This is a genomic window from Marisediminicola sp. LYQ85, assembly GCF_046600695.1.
Taxonomy (GTDB): Bacteria; Actinomycetota; Actinomycetes; order Actinomycetales; family Microbacteriaceae; genus Marisediminicola.
Window position 1 is genome coordinate 571,617 of record NZ_JBKIWO010000001.1, and the last position, 16,799, is coordinate 588,415.

A 16,799-nucleotide genomic window follows, 5' to 3' on the forward strand; every position below is an offset into this window, starting at 1 on the left:
GTCGTCGTCGTGGTCGTCGGGGTGGGTGGAGGTGTCGGTTGCGCGAGGACCGGGAGGGTCAGGCCCCCCAGCCCGCTTGCGTGCCGCCGACGCGCTCGGCGTTGATGGCGGCCTGGTAGCCGCTTTCCGCGAACGCGGCCATGGGGTCGCCGGGGAGGCCGCGCGATTCGCGCCACTCGGCGAGCAGCGGGCGCACGTCGGTGTAGAACGCGTCCATGTAGATCGCGTTGGCGCCGAGCACGTCGTTGTCGCGCTGCGCGATGTCGAGGGCGTCGCGGTCGATCAGCAGGGCTCGGGCCGTCATCTCCTGCACGTTGAGCACAGAGCGGATCTGACCGGGGATCTTCGCCTCGACGTTGTGGCACTGGTCGAGCATGAACGCGACGGGGGAGTCGACCTCCAGCCCCCCACCGCGGATCACCTCGGCGATGATGCGGAACAACTGGAAGGGGTCGGCCGCGCCGACGATGAGGTCGTCGTCGGCGTAGAAGCGCGAGTTGAAGTCGAAGGATCCGAGCTTCTTCAGCCGCAGCAACTGCGCGACGATGAACTCGATGTTGGTGCCGGGCGCGTGGTGACCGGTGTCGAGGCAGACGAGTGCCCGATCGCCCAGGGCCGCCACGTGCACGTAGGAGGTGCCCCAGTCGGGAACATCCATGTGGTAGAAACTGGGCTCGAAGAACTTGTATTCGAGCACCATCCGCTGGTCGGCGCCGAGCCTCTCATAGATGATCGCGAGCGACTCGGCGAGGTGGTCCTGGCGACTGCGGATGTCGTCTTGCCCGGGGTAGTTCGTGCCGTCGGCGAGCCAGATCTTGAGGTCGCGCGACCCGGTCTGATCCATGACGTCGATGCACTCGAAGTGGTGGTCGATGGCGCGCTGACGCACTCGCGCATCCGTCGACGCGAGACTGCCGAATTTGTATTCTTCGTCTTGGAAGGTGTTCGAGTTGATGGTCCCGATCTCGATGCCGTGCTCGCGCGCGAAGCTGCGGAGGGCGGCGTAGTCATCGACCCGGTCCCACGGGATGTGGAGCGCCACCGTCGGGGCGAGACCGGTGACGGTGTTGACCTGGGCGGCGTCGGCGATCTTCTCCTGCGGGGTGCGCGGGGTTCCCGGCGTCGTGAACACGCGAAAGCGAGTGCCCGAGTTTCCGAGTGCCCACGACGGCAGCTCGATGGCCTGTCGCTCGAGGATCGGTGTGACGGCGGCGAAGTCAGACGTGGCCATGGGTTCCTGAACTCTCTGTCGAACGAGAAATGACCTCGTGCAACGCTGCAATGAATCGTTTCAACAATGGACTCCCGGTGAGCCGGTGTCAAGGTCGACCGCTGATCGCGCGGTTCGTCACCCCGCTGAGGCCCGCAGTGACGGGCTGCGGGCGCGCCGTCGTGCGGGATCCCGCCCCCGCCGCGGCGCTCTGACAGGATGGAACGGTTCAGACGCCGTCATCGAGAACGGGGCGCAATGGCCGCGACAAGCATCCGCGACGTCGCCGCGCGCGCGGGAGTCTCGGTCGGCACGGTGTCGAATGTGCTCAACCACCCGGACAAGGTCACGGCGCACGTCGCCGAACGCGTGCACGCGGCGATCGCCGAGCTCCGCTTCGTGCGCAACGATGCGGCACGGCAGCTCCGCGTCGGGCGCAGTCGGACCATCGGACTGATCGTGCTCGACTCGCACAACCCGTTCTTCACCGACGTGGCCCGGGGCGCGGAAGACCGGGCCGCCGACGCGGGTCTCGTCGTCATGCTCGGCAACAGCGGAGAAGACGTCGACCGCGAGTCGACCTACCTCGACGTCTTCGAAGAACAGCGGGTTCGCGGAGTGTTGATCTCGCCCTTCGGTGACGTCACCGATCGGCTCGAAGCGATGCGACAGCGGGGGATGCGTGCCGTGCTCGTCGATCGCCAGAGCGACGACGCCGCCTTCAGCTCGGTGTCGGTCGATGACGTCGCCGGCGGAGCGCTCGCGGCCGGTCATCTCATGGAGACGGGGCGCCGCCGTCTCGCCTTCGTGGGCGGACCGCTCGAGATCCGCCAGGTGTCAGACCGACTCCGCGGAGCCGAGAGGGCGATCGCCGCGGCATCCGGAGTGTCTTTCGAGGTCATCGACGTGCCCGCGCTCACGGTGTTGGCCGGTCGCAGCGCGGGGGAGGCGATCGCCGCTCGAGCCCCCCGGGATCGACCGGATGCGGTCATCGCGGCGAACGACCTCGTCGCCATGGGGGTGCTGCAGGCTCTGACCATGCGGGGGTCGACCGAGATCGCCGTGCCGTCGGACATCGCACTCATCGGTTACGACGACATCGACTTCGCTCGGGCCGCGGTCGTTCCGCTCTCGTCGATCCGGCAGCCGAGCGAACTGATCGGGCAGACCGCCGTCGACATCCTGCTCGAGGAGACCTCGGATCCGTCGCTCGACGCTCGCACCGTCGTGTTCCAGCCGGAACTGATCGTGCGCGAGAGCACTCGCGGCAGCTAGACCAGGGGGCTGGGGAATGGCGCGCCGGCGTGCTACCTTCACGCTCATTGAAACGTTTTATTTTCGAGTTCGAAGGAGAACTATCGATGGTTGACGACTGGCAGGCCCGATTCATCGCCCCTGCGGGGAGCCTCGACGCAGCGCCCCTGTTTCGGCGGGAGTTCACTCTCGATGCGGGCCACGGGGAGGTCGCCGCGGCTCAACTGGAGCTCTCGGCCCTGGGGGTCTGCGAAGCCTTCCTCGACGGTGAGCCGGTATCTCCGGACGTTCTCACCCCGGGGTGGACGAGCTACGAGTGGCGAATCCGCCACTCGTCGACCGACGTCACCGAGCTGGTGAGGCGAGGAGCCTCGGTGCTCGGCATCGCGGTCGGAAACGGCTGGTACCGCGGGCGACTCGGGTGGACGGGCGGAGCCGCCTACTACGGCGACGATCGTGCCGCGTTCGCAGAGCTGCGGGTGACCTTCGCCGACGGACACCACCAGGTGATCGCGACCGACGAGTCGTGGACGGTCGGTGCGGGTTCCGTCGTCTCCGACGACCTCTACGACGGCCAGACGATCGACGCGCGCCGGCGCCGAACCGGGTGGAACCTCCCCGGTTTCGACGCGGACGACTTCGAGGCGGTACGCATCGTCGAGAAGGATCTGGGCCTGCTCGAGCCGTACGTGGGGCCGCCGGTCCGTCGCCAGGAGGACGTGCTGCCCGAGCGCATCTGGACGAGCCCCTCGGGGCGCGTGCTCGTCGACTTCGGTCAGAACCTCGTCGGGTGGCTGCGCGTGAGTGTGGTGGGGCCGTCCGGCGCCGTCGTCAGCATCCGTCACGCCGAGGTGCTCGAGAACGACGAGTTGGGGGTCAGGCCGCTGCGGAGCGCGAAGGCCACGGACATGTTCGTGCTGAGCGGAGAGTCCGACACGTTCGAGCCGACCTTCACTTTTCACGGCTTCCGCTACGCCGAGGTGACCGGGTGGCCGGGTGGCATCGAGGCCATCCGTGAGGGTGACCTGGTCGCCGTGGTCGTCTCGTCGGAGCTGCGGCGGATCGGGGCGTTCGCTTCGTCGAATCCGCTGCTCAACCGTTTTCACGAGAACGTGGTGTGGGGCATGCGAGGCAACTTTCTCGACGTGCCCACCGACTGCCCGCAGAGAGACGAACGTCTCGGCTGGACCGGCGACATCTCGGCGTTCGCTGCGACCGCGGCCTACCTCTACGACGTCGAGAGCTTTCTCCAGGACTGGCTGATCGACCTCGCGGCCGAACAGACTCACCACGACGGAGTGGTGCCCTACGTGGTGCCCGACATCCTCAAATACGTCGGCAACCCCGCAGAGTTCGCTCCCTTCGACAGCACCGCGATCTGGAGCGACGCTGCCGTGTGGGTGCCCTGGGCGCTGTGGGAGGCCTACGGCGACGACACCGTGCTGCGGGCGACATTCGACTCGATGGCGTCGCACGTGCGCACGGTTCGATCGAAGCTCTCGGCCTCGGGCGTCTGGGATGCCGGATTCCAGTTCGGCGATTGGCTCGATCCGGATGCACCACCGGATGCGCCGGCAGAAGCGAAAGCCGACACCGGGGTCGTCGCGACCGCGTCTGCCTACCGGTCGGCCGACCTGACCGCGCGAGCGGCAGCCATCCTCGGCCGGGTCGAGGAGCAGGAGGAGTTCCGCCGGATGGCGGTCTCGCTCCGCGAGGCTTTCCACGCGTCGTACGTCTCGGACGAACGCATCCTCAGCGACTGCACCACGGTCTACACGCTCGCGATCGCGTTCGGCCTCCTCGACGAGAACGACCGGGTGTGGGCGGGTGAGCGCCTGGCTCGACTTGTGGCCGACAGCGGGTATCGCATCTCCACGGGGTTCGCGGGCACTCCCTTCATCACCGACGCGCTGACGTCGACAGGCCACGTCGACGCCGCCTACCGGTTGCTGCTTCAGGAGGAGAGCCCGAGCTGGCTCTACGCCGTGACGATGGGAGCGACGACGGTCTGGGAGCGGTGGGACTCCATGCTGCCGGACGGCTCCATCAACCCGGGAGAGATGACGAGCTTCAATCACTACGCGCTCGGCGCGGTGGCCGATTGGATGCATCGCGTCGTGGCGGGGATCGCGCCGCTCGAACCGGGCTATCGCACGGTTCTGTTCGCTCCGCGCCCGGGGGGAGATCTCACGTGGGCGGAGGCCTCGGTCGACACGCCCCTCGGTCTCGCGTCCATCCACTGGGAGCGCGAGGGCGACGGGCTCAGTGTCACCGTGCGAGTGCCGTCGGGGGCGAGCGGTGTGCTCCGACTCGAGGGGGAGAGCGACGTCGAGCTGTCTGACGGGGAGCACCGCTTCCGGAGGTGACCGCTCGTGTGCCCCACCGAGCGAGTCGCGGGGCCTCGATCTGAATCGTTACAAACTTCTCCGGAAGGTTGATTGACGAGGGCACATGCAATCGGTAGGTTGATCGCACTTGAATCGTTTCAAGGCAGTTTGAACCGGGACGAAGTCGTCCGGGTCTTTACAAGGAGGTAAGGATGAGAATTCACAGGACGAAGGCCACGGCCCTCGGCGCCGGCGCCATAGTCGCCGCGCTCACGCTCGCAGGATGCAGCTCGACATCCGGTGGAACGGGAGGTGACGGTGAGGCGATCGAGCTCTCCGTCTACATCGACAACGCCGAGTCGACCGTCGCCGCCTGGGACGGCCTCATCGCGGCGTACGCCGAGGTGAACCCCGACGTCACGATCTCGACCGAGATCCACCCCGCCGGCGGCGAGGGGGACAACCTCGTGAAGACCCGGCTCGGCACCGGGGAGATGAACGACATGTTCTACTACAACACCGGATCGCTGTTCCAGGCGCTCAACCCCGAGCAGACCCTCGTCGACCTGTCGGACGAGCCCTGGGTCGACGACCTGCTCGACGACTTCACCACGACCGTCTCGACGGACAACGGCATCTACGGTGCCCCGGCGGCCGCGTCGTTCGCCGGCGCGATGACCTACAGCAAGGCGGTCTACGAAGACCTCGGACTCGAGATCCCCGAGACGTGGGACGACTTCATGGACAACAACGAAGAGATCAAGGCCGCGGGCATCGACCCCGTCGCGCAGACCTACGGTGACACGTGGACATCGCAAGTGACGATTCTCGGCGACTTCTTCAACGTCCTCGCCGAGGACCCCGAGTGGGCCGAGAAGTACACCGCGAACGAGGCGAAGTTCGCCGACCAGCCCGGGCTCGCCGGATTCGAGAAGCTCGAAGAACTCGGCGAAGCCGACTACTTCAACCGTGACTTCGCCTCGGCCACCTACGACGACGGCGTGCGCATGCTCGTCGAAGGCACCGCGGCCCACTATCCGATGCTCACGGGCAACGTCGCGGGCAACATCGGAGCCAACTACCCGGATGCCGCCGACGACATCGGGGTCTTCCCGATCCCCGGCGACGACGCCGGCAGCAACGGCGTGACCGTGTGGATGCCCAACGCCCTCTACATCCCGACATCCACCGAGGGGGCACAGCTCGAGGCGTCGAAGGAGTTCGCCGCGTGGCTCGCGAGCCCCGAGGGTTGCGACACCATCGCCGAGTCGACCACCATCGGCGGACCGTTCGTCGTAGACGGATGCGAGCTCCCCGAGGATGTTCCGGCCATCGTGTCCGACCTCCAGCCGTACTTCGACGAGGGACGCACCGGGCTCGCGCTCGAATTCCTCTCTCCCATCAAGGGACCGGCTCTCGAGCAGATCACCGTCGAGGTCGGATCCGGAATCCGGGGAGCATCCGACGGAGCCGCGCTCTACGATCAGGACGTCGAGAAGCAGGCACTGCAGCTCGGCATCGACGGCTGGTAAAGCCCCACCACACGAGCAGACGACCGGTGGGCGGCGCAGAGCCGCCCACCGGTCCCCAATGACGGGTTGCCATGACACTCATCGCCTCAGAACTCGCTCCCGAGGGCACGGACCAGCCGAAGGGCGGTCGCGCGCAGAAGCGCGGCAAGTCCACCGTTCGGAGCCCCTACCCCACGTGGTTCTACATCCCCGCCGGCGTGTTCTACGTCGCGCTCTTCCTCATCCCGACGGGTGCGTCGTTCTACTTCGCACTCACGCGGTGGAGCATCTTCGACGTCGAGTTCATCGGTCTCGCCAACTTCGAGCAGTTCTTCCGGGAGCCCGCGCTCGTGCAGGGGTTCGTCAACACCTTCACCTACGCGGTGATCACGTCGGGACTCAAGGTCGTGCTCGGAATGGCGCTCGGGGTTCTACTGACGTCGCAGATCATCGCCCGCGGATACCTGCGCTCGGTCGTGTTCTTTCCGGTGCTCGTCAGCACCATCGGCGTGGGAGTCACCTTCCGCGTGCTCATGGACCCGTTCGACGGGCTCATCAACCAGTCGCTCGCGGTCATCGGAATCGAAGGCCCCGGCTGGCTCACCGACCCCGCCTGGGCACTGTTCTCCGTCGCGCTCGTCGACGTCTGGAAGGGGGTCGGTCTCGCCACCCTCATCTACATCGCCGGGATCGTCGCCATCCCTCAGGAGTACTACGAGGCAGCGAAAGTCGACGGCGCGTCGTCGTGGCAGAACTTCAAGAGCATCACCCTCCCTCTCGCCCGACCGGCGACCGTCACCGTCGTGCTGCTGTCGCTCATCGGCGGACTGCGATCGTTCGACCTCATCTGGGCGATGACACGGGGCGGCCCCGGGTTCACGAGCGACGTCATCGGCTCGGTGATCTTCAAGCAGTACCAGGCCGGGTTCTACGGCCTCTCGACGGCGGGCAACGTCATCCTCTTCCTCGTCATCGCGGCCGTCATCTTTCCACTCTCCTACTACTTCAACCGCAAGGGAGACGACTCGTGAACCGCGTCAAACCCACGGGGATCTGGGTCGGGACGATCGCGATCGTTCTCTCGATCGTCGTCTTCATCGTTCCCTTCGTCTTCATCGTCCTCACCGCCTCGAAGACGCAGCTCGAAGCGTCCGCCCTCGAATTCTCCTGGCCGACCGAGTGGGCGTTCTTCGCCAATCTGACAGAGGTCATGCAGAACCGCGACGGACAACTCATCCGGGCGTTTTTGAACAGCGCGGTGCTCACCGTGGCGAGTGTGACCGTGATGGTGATCCTCGCGGCCATGGTCGGCTACGTGCTGCAGAGGCGGCAGTCCAAGTGGAACCCGCTCGTGAACGGGCTCGTTCTCGCCGGCCTCATCATCCCGCCCGCGGTGGTGCCCACCATCTACACGCTTCAGACCCTCGGCATCTTCAAAACGCTGTTCGGTCTCATTGCCGTGCACATCGCGTTCGGTCTGTCGTTCTGCATCCTCCTGTTCCGGGCGTTCGTCGCGACCATCCCGCGCGAACTCGACGAGGCGGCACTCATCGACGGAGCGAGCCCGCTGCGACTCTTCTTCTCGGTCGTCTTCCCCCTCCTGAAATCGGTGATCGTCACGGTCGTCGTCGTGCAAGCGGTGACGGTGTTCAACGACTTCACCTACGCGCTCTACTTCCTGCCGGGGGAGGAGAACTCGACGGTGCAACTGACGCTGTACAACTACCAGTCGCAGGGACTCAACCAGTGGAACCTGCTGTTCATGAACGTGCTGCTCATCACGATCCCGCCGCTCATCATGTACGTCTTCTTCAACCGTCAGATCGTGGCGGGCATGACGTCGGGAGCGGTCAAGGGGTAGGTCTTTTTCTCGAGGTGGCTGTCGCCGGCGAATCGCCCTCGAACGCCCCGTACCCTTAACCCGTGACAGATGGACCCGACGACCGACGAGAAGTGCACCGCAGACGAGTGAGCCGCTCGCTGCTCCAATTGGCCGGCGGCGCCATCCGCGGGCTCGAGACACCGACCCAGGTGATCTCGGTCGTCGCCGCCGACGACCAGTCGTCGCAGCGGCACGCTCGAGAGGTCATCGACCTGTGCCTGCGCGCGGGGGAGGCCATGCTCGCGACCGGGGCGTCGGCAGCGGATGTCGTCGCGACCGTCTTGCGCATGAGCAACGCCTACGGCATCAGCGCCATGCACGTCGACATCACCTTCACGTCGATCACCGTCTCCATCCACCGCGGGATGAACGAAGACCCCATGTCGGTCATGCGCATCGTCAAAGTGCGCACCACCGACTACTCGCGACTGCAAGACGTGTACCTCCTCATCGACGAGATCACGGGGGAGGGCGGAGGCCACGGCGGCCCCGTCGCCGTCGCCGAGGCGCGGGAGCGGCTCAACACGATCCTCACGAGGCCGCACCCCTACCGCCACTGGGTTGTCCGGGCGGGCAAAGCGGTGCTCGCCGCCGGGGTCGTCGTGCTTTTCAACGTGAGCTTCGTGCTCGTGATCGTCGCCGCCGTGACGGCCGTGATCTCCGACATCATCACCCGCCAGCTCGGCAAATGGTCGGTGCCCGGATTCTTCGCGCAGATGGCGGCCGCGATGGCCACCACGAGCATCGCCGTGCTGCTCTTCTGGTTGCGGTCCCTCGGAATCGAACTCCCCGGCTCCAACGCGCCGACCGTCATCGTCATCGCGGGCATCATCATGCTGCTCTCCGGGGTCGGCCTCACCGCCTCCGCGCGCGACGCGATCGACGGCTACTACGTCACCGCGACCGCGAGGGGCATGGAAGTCGTGATGCTCACCCTCGGCCTCGCCGTCGGCATCTCCATCGTGCTCGGCGCGGCACTGCGGATGGGCGTGCCCGTGACCGTCGCCACCTCGCTCGGCGACGACATCCGCTTCGTGCCCGGGGTGGTGGGATCTGCCCTCATCGGCGTCGGATTCGCGCTCACGTCGTATGTTCGGTTCCGCTACGTGCCGCTCATGGCCGCCGTCGCGGCACTCGTGTTCGCGCTCTACGCGATCGTTCTGCCCCTCGCCTCACAACCCGGCCTCGCGCCGGGAGTGGCCGGAGTTGCCGCGGGCGTCATCGGCTACCTCATCTACCGCTGGCTCAAAGTGCCCGAAAGTGCGATGACGATGGCGGGGATCATCGCCCTCATCCCCGGGCTCGCGGTGTATCGCGCGCTCTACGGGTTCATGGACTCCGAATACGGCATCATCTCGGCTCTCCCCGACGTGGTGGTCGCCCTCGCGACGGGCATCGGTCTCGCGGCGGGCACGACCATCGGCGGATTCGGCGCTCGCCGAGTGTTCGGGCTCGACCGCCAGGCGACCGTCGCCTTGCAGCGCAACCGCGGGGTCCGGTAGGGGCGAGCGGCGCGGGGCCGTGCGGTTGAGGGTGGTGTCTTCTCCTGCCCAACTCCCATCGCGAGAACCTCTCTCCAGAACGATTCGCCTCACTTCCGAAGGTATGTTCGAACCCGGAGAATAGATGCATGCCCACCCTCCCCGACACCCTCCTCGAGCGAGCCGCCGCTGTCGCTGGGGTGGGTGGGTCGGCCACGACCTTCGCGGCACTCGACGGCGACGAGCTGACCCGGGCGGCCTCGGCGATCGCTGAGCTGCGGCACTGTGTCGATCAGTTCGCTGCCCTCGCCGCGGGTGAGGTCGCCCACCGGTCGCGACAGGAACTCGGGCACCGGGGTCTCGCCCAGCAGGCGGGGTTCCTCAATCCGATCGCGATGATCCAGGCCGTCGCTCACGTGAGCAGACACGACGCGACACGACTCGTCGAGGCCGGAACGATGATCGCCGAGGCGGAGTTCGCCGAAGCGGTGTTCGTCAGCGCTGCGGCGGATGCTGGTGCGGCTGGCGCGGATGGCGCAGCGTCGCGTGTTCTCTCCTGGCGGGAGCGACTGGCGGCCGCCGTCACCGAGGGTGCGCTGTCTCTCGATGCGATGGACGCCATCCGTCGCGTTCTGTGCGAGGTCACCTCGTGCGACGACGACACGCTCAACGCGGTCGCCGACGAGCTCGTTGACGCCGCTCGCGGTCTGACGCCCGACCAAGTGCACCGTCGAGCGCGGCAGGCCCGCGACATCATCGACGCCGAAGGCATCGCGCGGCGGGAGAAGGAGCAGCGAGATCTGCGATCCGTTCGCACCTGGTGGGACGCCACGGGAATGCACCGCGGAAGCTGGCGGCTCGCCCCCGAAGACGGCGCTCTCGTCGCAGAAGCGTTCGCCCAGATCCTGTCACCCCGCCGCGGCGGTCCGCGGTTCGTCGACCCTGCGGCTCGAGCCACCGCCGAAGACCTCCTGAACGACGACCGCACCGACGAACAGGTCGCCGCCGACGCGTTCGTCGACACGGTGCGTCTCGCTGTCGATGCCGACCCCGGCACCCTCTTCGGTGTGCGGCGCCCGTGCGTGCGGGTGGTCGTCACCGCTGACCGTCTCGAGAAGCGAACCGGCCCCGGCCACCTCGAGGGTCGCAACGACGCCGTCTCCACGCCCACGATCGAACGAACGATCTGCAACACCGGCGTCATCAGCGTCGGCTTCGACAGCGACGGCCAATGCGTCAACGTCGGTCGCGACCGCCGGTTGTTCACCGAACGTCAGCGCATCGGGCTCGCGGTGCGAGACGGCGGATGTCGCTTTCCCGGCTGTGACCGCCCGCCCTCCTATTGCGAGGCGCACCACATCAACCCGTGGGCGTCGGGCAACGGACGCACGGATGTCGCCGACGGCATCCTGCTCTGTCGGCGCCACCATCTGCTCATCCACGACAACCACTGGGAGGTGCGCCGCGACCGGGCCGACTATCTGCTCGTGCCGCCTCGGAGCGTCGACCCCACCCAGAACCCGATTCCCCTGCCCGGCCGAAGTCCGGCGATGGGCGATCTGGCGCGACAACCGGCGCCCGCGAGGGCGTGACGTGGCCGAGGTCACGCAGTGGTGGTGACCGAGTGCCGGGATAGGAGGTGAGGTGAGATGAGAGAGGGAGCAGATGTCGCTGCGCCCAGGCGCTGCTGCCCCGGCCAGCACTTCTCGGTCAGTGCTCGATCACCTTTCGCACGCGACGCCGTCGCGATCGCGGTCCAAGCGCGGTGCCTCGTAGCCCGGTTGGCCCTTGTGCAGAGGTGCCTTGCCCGCCGCACGCACTGCATCGCAGTTCTTGTAGTACACCGCAGACGGTTTGGGCTTCGGCTTGGGCTTCACAGCCGGGGCCGGCTTCACGCAATTGACGCTGAACGTCTTCGACGCGACCACTTTTCCGCGGAACGACACCGACACCTTCGTGCGCTTGTCCTCCGGCAATTTGACCCGATTCTCGAACCGCGCGGTGCCACGGGCCGGAACACTGATCGTCGAAGACCCGGACTTCCTGCTGTGCGAAATGGCGACCTTGATGGCGGAACGGTTCGGGTTCGTAACCGCGACGATGAGCCCCTTAGAGCGGTTGCACTTGTAGGCAAAGCGGGCCGTAGGGCGCTTGGTCGGTTTTGCAACCGCAGTCGCAGCGTGGCTGGCCCCCGCGATGAGCTCGACGCCGGATGCCGCCCGAACGGTCGAACTCTGCAGGAGGGCGGGAGGAGCGCTCAAAGTCGAGAGCGCGAGGGCAGGAAGCAGCGCCAGGATTACGAGGAGTTTCATGAAGACCTATCAGTTCGGGTGATCTGACCATAGGGGAATCCACACCAGAATCACAGGAAAATCTCGGTGGGCCACCCGGGCCCACCGTAGGAGTTCGCCGACTATCCGTGCCACGCGAACCGGTGTGGCTAGGCTTCAACACCCACGACGGGATGGCCGACTCAGTCGCTGGGTGTTCAGCATCGAGTTCGACCCCGAGTCGTTCGCCCTTGAAAGCGACGAACTCGCCGAGACGAGCGCCTTGACGTCCTTCTCGAGACGAAACCGCGGGGGTCCGACGCGGTCCACCGCTCGATAGAGACCCGCTCAGCGACCTCGCGCGAAATCCTGAGTGCCAACGACTGCGAGCAGCCGGAGCTTCTGGTCCGCCTCCGTGTTCGGCGGCGCCGTGAGCACGAGCAGCACCTGCGACTCGTCCTCGGTGAACAGCGCCTGACAGTCGACCTCGATCTCGCCGAGCTCCGGATGCACGAGCACCTTGTGGTCCGCGAACCGCTTGCCCACCTCGTGCTCATCCCACAGCACCGCGAACTCGGGGGAGTTCGCAGCGAGATGCTTCGCCATCTCCGCCGCCCTCGACTTCGGGCCCGCCGAACCGAACGCCGCACGCAACGACGCCACCTGCGCCCGACTCTGCCGGTCGCGATCATCCTCCGGATACAACACCCGCTCCGTCTCGGGGTGCATGAACCACCGGAAGATCGCACTCCGCTCCATGCCGACCAACCCGCTCACATCACCGAAAAGGGCCTGCGCCGGCCCGTTCTGCACGAGCGTCTCCCCGAGAGCCGAGAGGATGAGCGCGGGCGAATCGGTCAGACGATCGAGCACCCTCAACAGAGCGGGCGCCACATGATCTGCACCCGCCACCCGATCCGGCGCACTGTGACCACACAACCGGAACAGGTAGTCCCTCTCCTGCGACGACAACCTCAGCGCCCGCGCGATAGACGCGACCATCTGCGTGCTCGGTTGTGGCCCGCGCCGCTGCTCGAGACGCGTGTAGTAGTCCGTCGACATGGATGCGAGCAACGCCACCTCCTCGCGCCGCAACCCGGCCGTGCGACGCCGCAGCCCCACACTCAGACCGACATCGGCGGGCTGCACCGCGTTCCGGCGCCGCACCAGAAAGTCTGCGAGAAAGTCACGATCCACCCCAGAAGTATCGCTGCACCAACCGGAGCCGAACCAGGGATCGGCGATCCCCCGACGACCACTCCCTGAACGCCCCACCCGACACCGCCCACACTCGAGGCATGAACATCACCGGAAACACCATCTTCATCCCCGGCGCCACAAGCGGCATCGGGCTCGCCCTCGCCCTCCGCCTCCACGACAGCGGCAACACCGTGATCGTCGGCGGACGCCGCACCGGACTGCTGCAGCAGATCCGAGCCGACCACCCGGGAGTGCACACCGTCACCATCGACACAGCGGATGCCGCGAGCATCCGCACCGCCGCCGAACGCGTGATCGCCGACCACCCCACCCTCAACGTGCTCGTCACCATGGCCGGCATCATGCGCGTCGAAGACTGGACGACCCCCGACGGTTTCGTCACGACCGCCGAAGAGACAGTCACGACCAACCTGCTCGGCCCCATCCGACTCATCGGCGCGTTCATCGAACACCTGCTCGCGCAGCGGGATGCCACCATCATGACGGTCTCGTCGGGACTCGCGTTCGCCCCCCTGCGGGTGACACCGACCTACAACGCGACGAAAGCCGCCATCCACATGCTCAGCGAGTCGATCCGCCTCCAGCTCGCCGACACGAGCGTCCGCGTCGTCGAACTCGAACCCCCGTCGGTGCGCACCGCCCTCATGCCCGGACAGGAGCAGAGCGACTTCGCGATGCCCCTCGTCGACTTCGTGGACGAAGTGATGACACTCCTCGAGACCAAGCCCGATGCGACCGAGATCCAGGTGGAGAACGTCAAATTCCTGCGCTACGGCGAAGCGCGCGGCGACTACGACCACGTGGTGGCGACGATCAACCGGCTCGACCCGCACTAGGGCAGCGAAACACTGTCGGGACCCGCGCGCCGCGAAACCGCGCGGGCCCCGCTCTTCCGGTCACGCGCACGCGGACGGTACGGTCACGCGGCCGCACTCGACGGCGGATACACCGTGCTCGAACTGCCCTCGCGGGAAGCCACGCTCGAGTGGGCCGCGAAGCTCGCGGCCGCGTGCCGCTGCGCACAGGAGGTGCGCGAGTTCATGTACGATCCGCTGTCCTGATCGGGAGGCGCGACACACGCACCCCGAGCACGAGGAACCTAGTCGCTCTCGAGCCCGAACTCGCCGTCGAGCGCCGCGATCTCCGCGACGACGGAGTCCCGTAGGCGCTGCTTCGCGTCTGCCGGGAGCCACGACGCGTGCACCCCGGTGAGGGCCATCGCCCGCAACGGGTCGGCGTCCACTCCGAGGTCGTCGGCGAGGATGCGGTACTCCGAGGCGAGCGTCGTCGGGAACATCCCCGGGTCGTCTGAACACGGCACGACCGTGAGCCCCGCGTCGATCATCGCGGCGATGGATGCCCGGCGCCACGGCCGCCACGACCGCCGCGACGTCGTCGACGCGACCGTGAACACCACTTGCTCGTCGCGCACCCGGTTCACGACGTCGGAGTCTTCGAGCACGAAGTAGCCGTGGTCGATACGGTCGCACCCGAGGTCGTCGAGACACGTGATCGTGTTGAGCGCGCTCGGAGCGTGCTCCGACGAATGGGCGGTGCGCCCGAGGCCCGCCTCGCCCGCGAGACGGTAGGCGTCGATGAACCGTTCCGGTGGGCCCGCCGTCTCGAGGTTGTCGAGCCCGATGCCCGCGACATACTCGTGCGGGTTGTCGACGACCTCCCGCACGCGAGCGAGCGCCTCCTCGCCGGAGCGACTGCGGTCGATCCCTGCGATCATGAGCCCCGTCATGCCGAAGTCCCTCTCGGCGAGACGGATGCCCTCCGCGTAGGCCTCGACGCTCCCGGCGTAGCCGAGCCCCGCGAGGTGCTCGGGAACACCGTCGAAGAAGAGCTCGAGGTGCCGTGTGTTGCTCGAGGTGTGGGCATCCTCGAAGGCCTCGTAGACGATGCGCGTGAGGTCGTCAGCCGACCGCAGCACCTCGACGACCCAGTTGGAGGCCTGGAAGAGAGAGAACGACACCGCGGGTTCGTCGGCCGACCTGCCCTGCGGCACGGGCACGACCGTGTTGCGGTAGAGCGCGGGGTCGGGCGGCAGCGAGTTGATGTCGGCGAAGATGCGTTCGGGGGTGTCGGGGAGTTCGAGCCCCTCGCGCCGGGCGAGCTCACCGAAGGTCGACGGGCGCACGGTGCCGATGAGGTGGCAGTGCAGGTCGACTTTCGGCAGTCGCGTGATCCAGTCGGCGGGGATGGCGCCGCCGGTCGGAGCGGTGGCGGTGCGTGCCCCGCGGGCGGAAGGCGTCGCGGCGGAGGGGATCTCGGTGGTCATGGGTGCTCCGGTGGTGCGGTCGAAAGTCGGACGGTCGGATCGCGGGGGATCGTGACTCGGGAGACGGGTCTCGCTGGGTGGTGACGCGCGAGTGCTGACTCGGGTGGTGACGCACGGAAGGTGACGCGCAGGCAGTCGCGGGTCCCGGCACGACCTGATCTGCTGTGCCGGGACCGCCGCGCCACGCCTACTGGGCCGTCACCTCGCGAGCGAAGCGGTCGACCCACTCGGAGCGCGTCGGCACGAGTTCGGTCGGGTCGAGGGTCTCGTAGCCGGCCGCGATCGGGTCGTCTGCGATGTCCCCGACGACCGCGGTGATCGAGTCGGGCACGGTGGCTTCGAGGTTGACGGGCAGGTCGCCGACGATCTCGGCAGACGCGGTCTGCGCCTCGACCGAGAGCAGGTAGTCGATGAACTGGTTCGCCGCCTCGGAGTTCGGTGCTCCCGCGGGGATCATCGCCCGGTTGGTCGCCATGTAGCGCCCCGAGTCGGGTGCGGTCCACGCGATCGGCTCGCCGCCGGCGACGAGGTCGGTCGCGAAACCGCTCAGCGCGTCGGCAGCCACGATCTCGCCTTGGGTGAGGAGGTTCGTGACCTCGGTCGACGAGCTGTAGAACTGCAGGATGTTGGGTGACCAGCCCGAGAGCGTCTCGAGAGCCGTGTCGATGTCGTAGGGCCCGGCACCGTAGGTCGCGCCGATCCCGCTCACCATGAGCTGCCCGGCCGTCACCGAGATGTCGGGGAGGGCGACACGACCGGCGTTCGCCGCGTCCCCGTAGATCGCCCAGTCGGCCGCTTCCTCCGCGGTGACGTCGTCGGTCGAGTAGAGCGTTCCGTTGAGCTGGTAGCTGTATGCCGGACCGACGTACTCCTCTTCGGTCGCGAACTCGGCGACCTCGTCGAGTGTCGGCACCGCGTCGGCATCCACGGGCTCGAAGAGGTCGTCTTCTTGCCCGAGGGCGGCGTAGTAGTCGCTGATGAGCATGACGTCGATGCCCGGGTCGCCGCCCGCGAGCTGCAGCTGCGACAACCGGTCCGCGTTCGATCCGGTTTCGACCTCGACCTCGATGCCCGTCGCTTCGGTGAACGGGTCGATGATCGCCTCCTGGAACTGCTCGACCCCGAACGGGAAGGTGCTCACGACGAGGGTGTCGCTGTCACCCGCGGTGTCGGACGAGCAACCCGCGAGCGCGATGCTGCCGATGACGACACCCGAGGCGACGGTGAGAAACCGCCGGGCGGCGGACGGAGACGTGGGACGAGGCATGACTGGTTCCTTTCGGTGGCCGAGCGGCCGAACGGGGAGGTAAGACATCGGGGTGGAACATCGGGGACGGGTGCCGACCGGCGAGGAAGCCG

The 16,799-nt window shown here is 67.2% G+C and carries 13 protein-coding genes and 1 pseudogene; 9 read left to right on the forward strand and 5 right to left on the reverse strand.

The window, feature by feature from the left end; genetic code table 11:
• Positions 1 to 58: 58 nt before the first annotated feature.
• Entirely contained in the window at positions 59 to 1,231 is a 1,173-nt protein-coding gene (gene rhaI / locus ACLHG5_RS02705) for an L-rhamnose isomerase (RefSeq protein ID WP_411315731.1), read from the reverse strand.
• Positions 1,232 to 1,468: 237 nt separating this feature from the next.
• Here rhaI and ACLHG5_RS02710 point away from each other — a divergent pair, with 237 nt between their 5' ends.
• The 7 genes from ACLHG5_RS02710 (at position 1,469) to ACLHG5_RS02740 (ending at position 11,257) form a co-directional block, all read left to right on the forward strand.
• Entirely contained in the window at positions 1,469 to 2,485 is a 1,017-nt protein-coding gene (locus ACLHG5_RS02710) for a LacI family DNA-binding transcriptional regulator (protein ID WP_411317777.1), read from the forward strand.
• Between the two features lie 86 nt (positions 2,486 to 2,571).
• Positions 2,572 to 4,830 carry a family 78 glycoside hydrolase catalytic domain gene (locus tag ACLHG5_RS02715; RefSeq protein WP_411317778.1) on the forward strand — a complete coding sequence of 753 codons (2,259 nt, stop codon included), beginning with the start codon at positions 2,572 to 2,574 and terminating at the stop codon, positions 4,828 to 4,830.
• Between the two features lie 173 nt (positions 4,831 to 5,003).
• Complete coding sequence (locus ACLHG5_RS02720) at positions 5,004 to 6,323, forward strand: ABC transporter substrate-binding protein (RefSeq protein WP_411315728.1); 1,320 nt, start codon at positions 5,004 to 5,006, stop codon at positions 6,321 to 6,323.
• Between the two features lie 71 nt (positions 6,324 to 6,394).
• A complete protein-coding gene (locus tag ACLHG5_RS02725; protein ID WP_411315727.1) occupies positions 6,395 to 7,333 on the forward strand; it encodes a carbohydrate ABC transporter permease in 939 nt (312 codons plus the stop codon).
• The gene (locus ACLHG5_RS02730) at positions 7,330 to 8,163 is read left to right on the forward strand and encodes a carbohydrate ABC transporter permease (RefSeq protein ID WP_411315726.1); all 834 of its coding nucleotides are present in this window, start codon (positions 7,330 to 7,332) and stop codon (positions 8,161 to 8,163) included. The genes ACLHG5_RS02725 and ACLHG5_RS02730 overlap by 4 nt, the downstream gene beginning before the upstream one ends.
• Before the next feature lie 62 nt (positions 8,164 to 8,225).
• Positions 8,226 to 9,686 (forward strand): threonine/serine exporter ThrE family protein, encoded by a 1,461-nt coding sequence (locus tag ACLHG5_RS02735; protein WP_411317779.1) that lies wholly within the window; start codon positions 8,226 to 8,228, stop codon positions 9,684 to 9,686.
• Positions 9,687 to 9,814: 128 nt separating this feature from the next.
• A complete protein-coding gene (locus ACLHG5_RS02740; RefSeq protein ID WP_411317780.1) occupies positions 9,815 to 11,257 on the forward strand; it encodes a DUF222 domain-containing protein in 1,443 nt (480 codons plus the stop codon).
• Positions 11,258 to 11,386: 129 nt separating this feature from the next.
• Here the strand turns inward: ACLHG5_RS02740 and ACLHG5_RS02745 are convergent, their stop codons facing one another.
• Positions 11,387 to 11,977 (reverse strand): excalibur calcium-binding domain-containing protein, encoded by a 591-nt coding sequence (locus tag ACLHG5_RS02745; protein WP_411317781.1) that lies wholly within the window; start codon positions 11,975 to 11,977, stop codon positions 11,387 to 11,389.
• Positions 11,978 to 12,283: 306 nt separating this feature from the next.
• The gene (locus tag ACLHG5_RS02750; RefSeq protein WP_411317782.1) at positions 12,284 to 13,132 is read right to left on the reverse strand and encodes a helix-turn-helix transcriptional regulator; all 849 of its coding nucleotides are present in this window, start codon (positions 13,130 to 13,132) and stop codon (positions 12,284 to 12,286) included.
• A gap of 101 nt (positions 13,133 to 13,233) precedes the next feature.
• Here ACLHG5_RS02750 and ACLHG5_RS02755 point away from each other — a divergent pair, with 101 nt between their 5' ends.
• Together ACLHG5_RS02755 and ACLHG5_RS02760 are read left to right on the forward strand one after the other, a co-directional pair.
• On the forward strand, positions 13,234 to 13,992 hold the full coding sequence (locus ACLHG5_RS02755) for an SDR family oxidoreductase (RefSeq protein WP_411317783.1): 759 nt from the start codon (positions 13,234 to 13,236) through the stop codon (positions 13,990 to 13,992).
• 96 nt (positions 13,993 to 14,088) lie between these two features.
• Positions 14,089 to 14,217: pseudogene (locus ACLHG5_RS02760) on the forward strand (transcription initiation protein); the annotation flags it as partial.
• Positions 14,218 to 14,255: 38 nt separating this feature from the next.
• Here ACLHG5_RS02760 and ACLHG5_RS02765 read toward each other — a convergent pair.
• Both ACLHG5_RS02765 and ACLHG5_RS02770 read right to left on the reverse strand, forming a co-directional pair.
• Positions 14,256 to 15,440: an adenosine deaminase family protein gene (locus ACLHG5_RS02765; protein ID WP_411317784.1), complete on the reverse strand. Its 1,185-nt coding sequence runs from the start codon at positions 15,438 to 15,440 to the stop codon at positions 14,256 to 14,258.
• A gap of 187 nt (positions 15,441 to 15,627) precedes the next feature.
• On the reverse strand, positions 15,628 to 16,707 hold the full coding sequence (locus ACLHG5_RS02770) for an extracellular solute-binding protein (RefSeq protein ID WP_411317785.1): 1,080 nt from the start codon (positions 16,705 to 16,707) through the stop codon (positions 15,628 to 15,630).
• Positions 16,708 to 16,799: the final 92 nt, after the last annotated feature.

Bases quoted from the DNA above. Each gene is read 5' to 3' on its own strand.
- rhaI (WP_411315731.1), bottom strand. From the start codon at position 1,231: ATGGCCACGTCTGACTTCGCCGCCGTCACACCGATCCTCGAGCGACAG.
- ACLHG5_RS02710 (WP_411317777.1), top strand. From the start codon at position 1,469: ATGGCCGCGACAAGCATCCGCGACGTCGCCGCGCGCGCGGGAGTCTCG.
- ACLHG5_RS02715 (WP_411317778.1), top strand. From the start codon at position 2,572: ATGGTTGACGACTGGCAGGCCCGATTCATCGCCCCTGCGGGGAGCCTC.
- ACLHG5_RS02720 (WP_411315728.1), top strand. From the start codon at position 5,004: ATGAGAATTCACAGGACGAAGGCCACGGCCCTCGGCGCCGGCGCCATA.
- ACLHG5_RS02725 (WP_411315727.1), top strand. From the start codon at position 6,395: ATGACACTCATCGCCTCAGAACTCGCTCCCGAGGGCACGGACCAGCCG.
- ACLHG5_RS02740 (WP_411317780.1), top strand. From the start codon at position 9,815: ATGCCCACCCTCCCCGACACCCTCCTCGAGCGAGCCGCCGCTGTCGCT.
- ACLHG5_RS02745 (WP_411317781.1), bottom strand. From the start codon at position 11,977: ATGAAACTCCTCGTAATCCTGGCGCTGCTTCCTGCCCTCGCGCTCTCG.
- ACLHG5_RS02755 (WP_411317783.1), top strand. From the start codon at position 13,234: ATGAACATCACCGGAAACACCATCTTCATCCCCGGCGCCACAAGCGGC.
- ACLHG5_RS02765 (WP_411317784.1), bottom strand. From the start codon at position 15,440: ATGACCACCGAGATCCCCTCCGCCGCGACGCCTTCCGCCCGCGGGGCA.
- ACLHG5_RS02770 (WP_411317785.1), bottom strand. From the start codon at position 16,707: ATGCCTCGTCCCACGTCTCCGTCCGCCGCCCGGCGGTTTCTCACCGTC.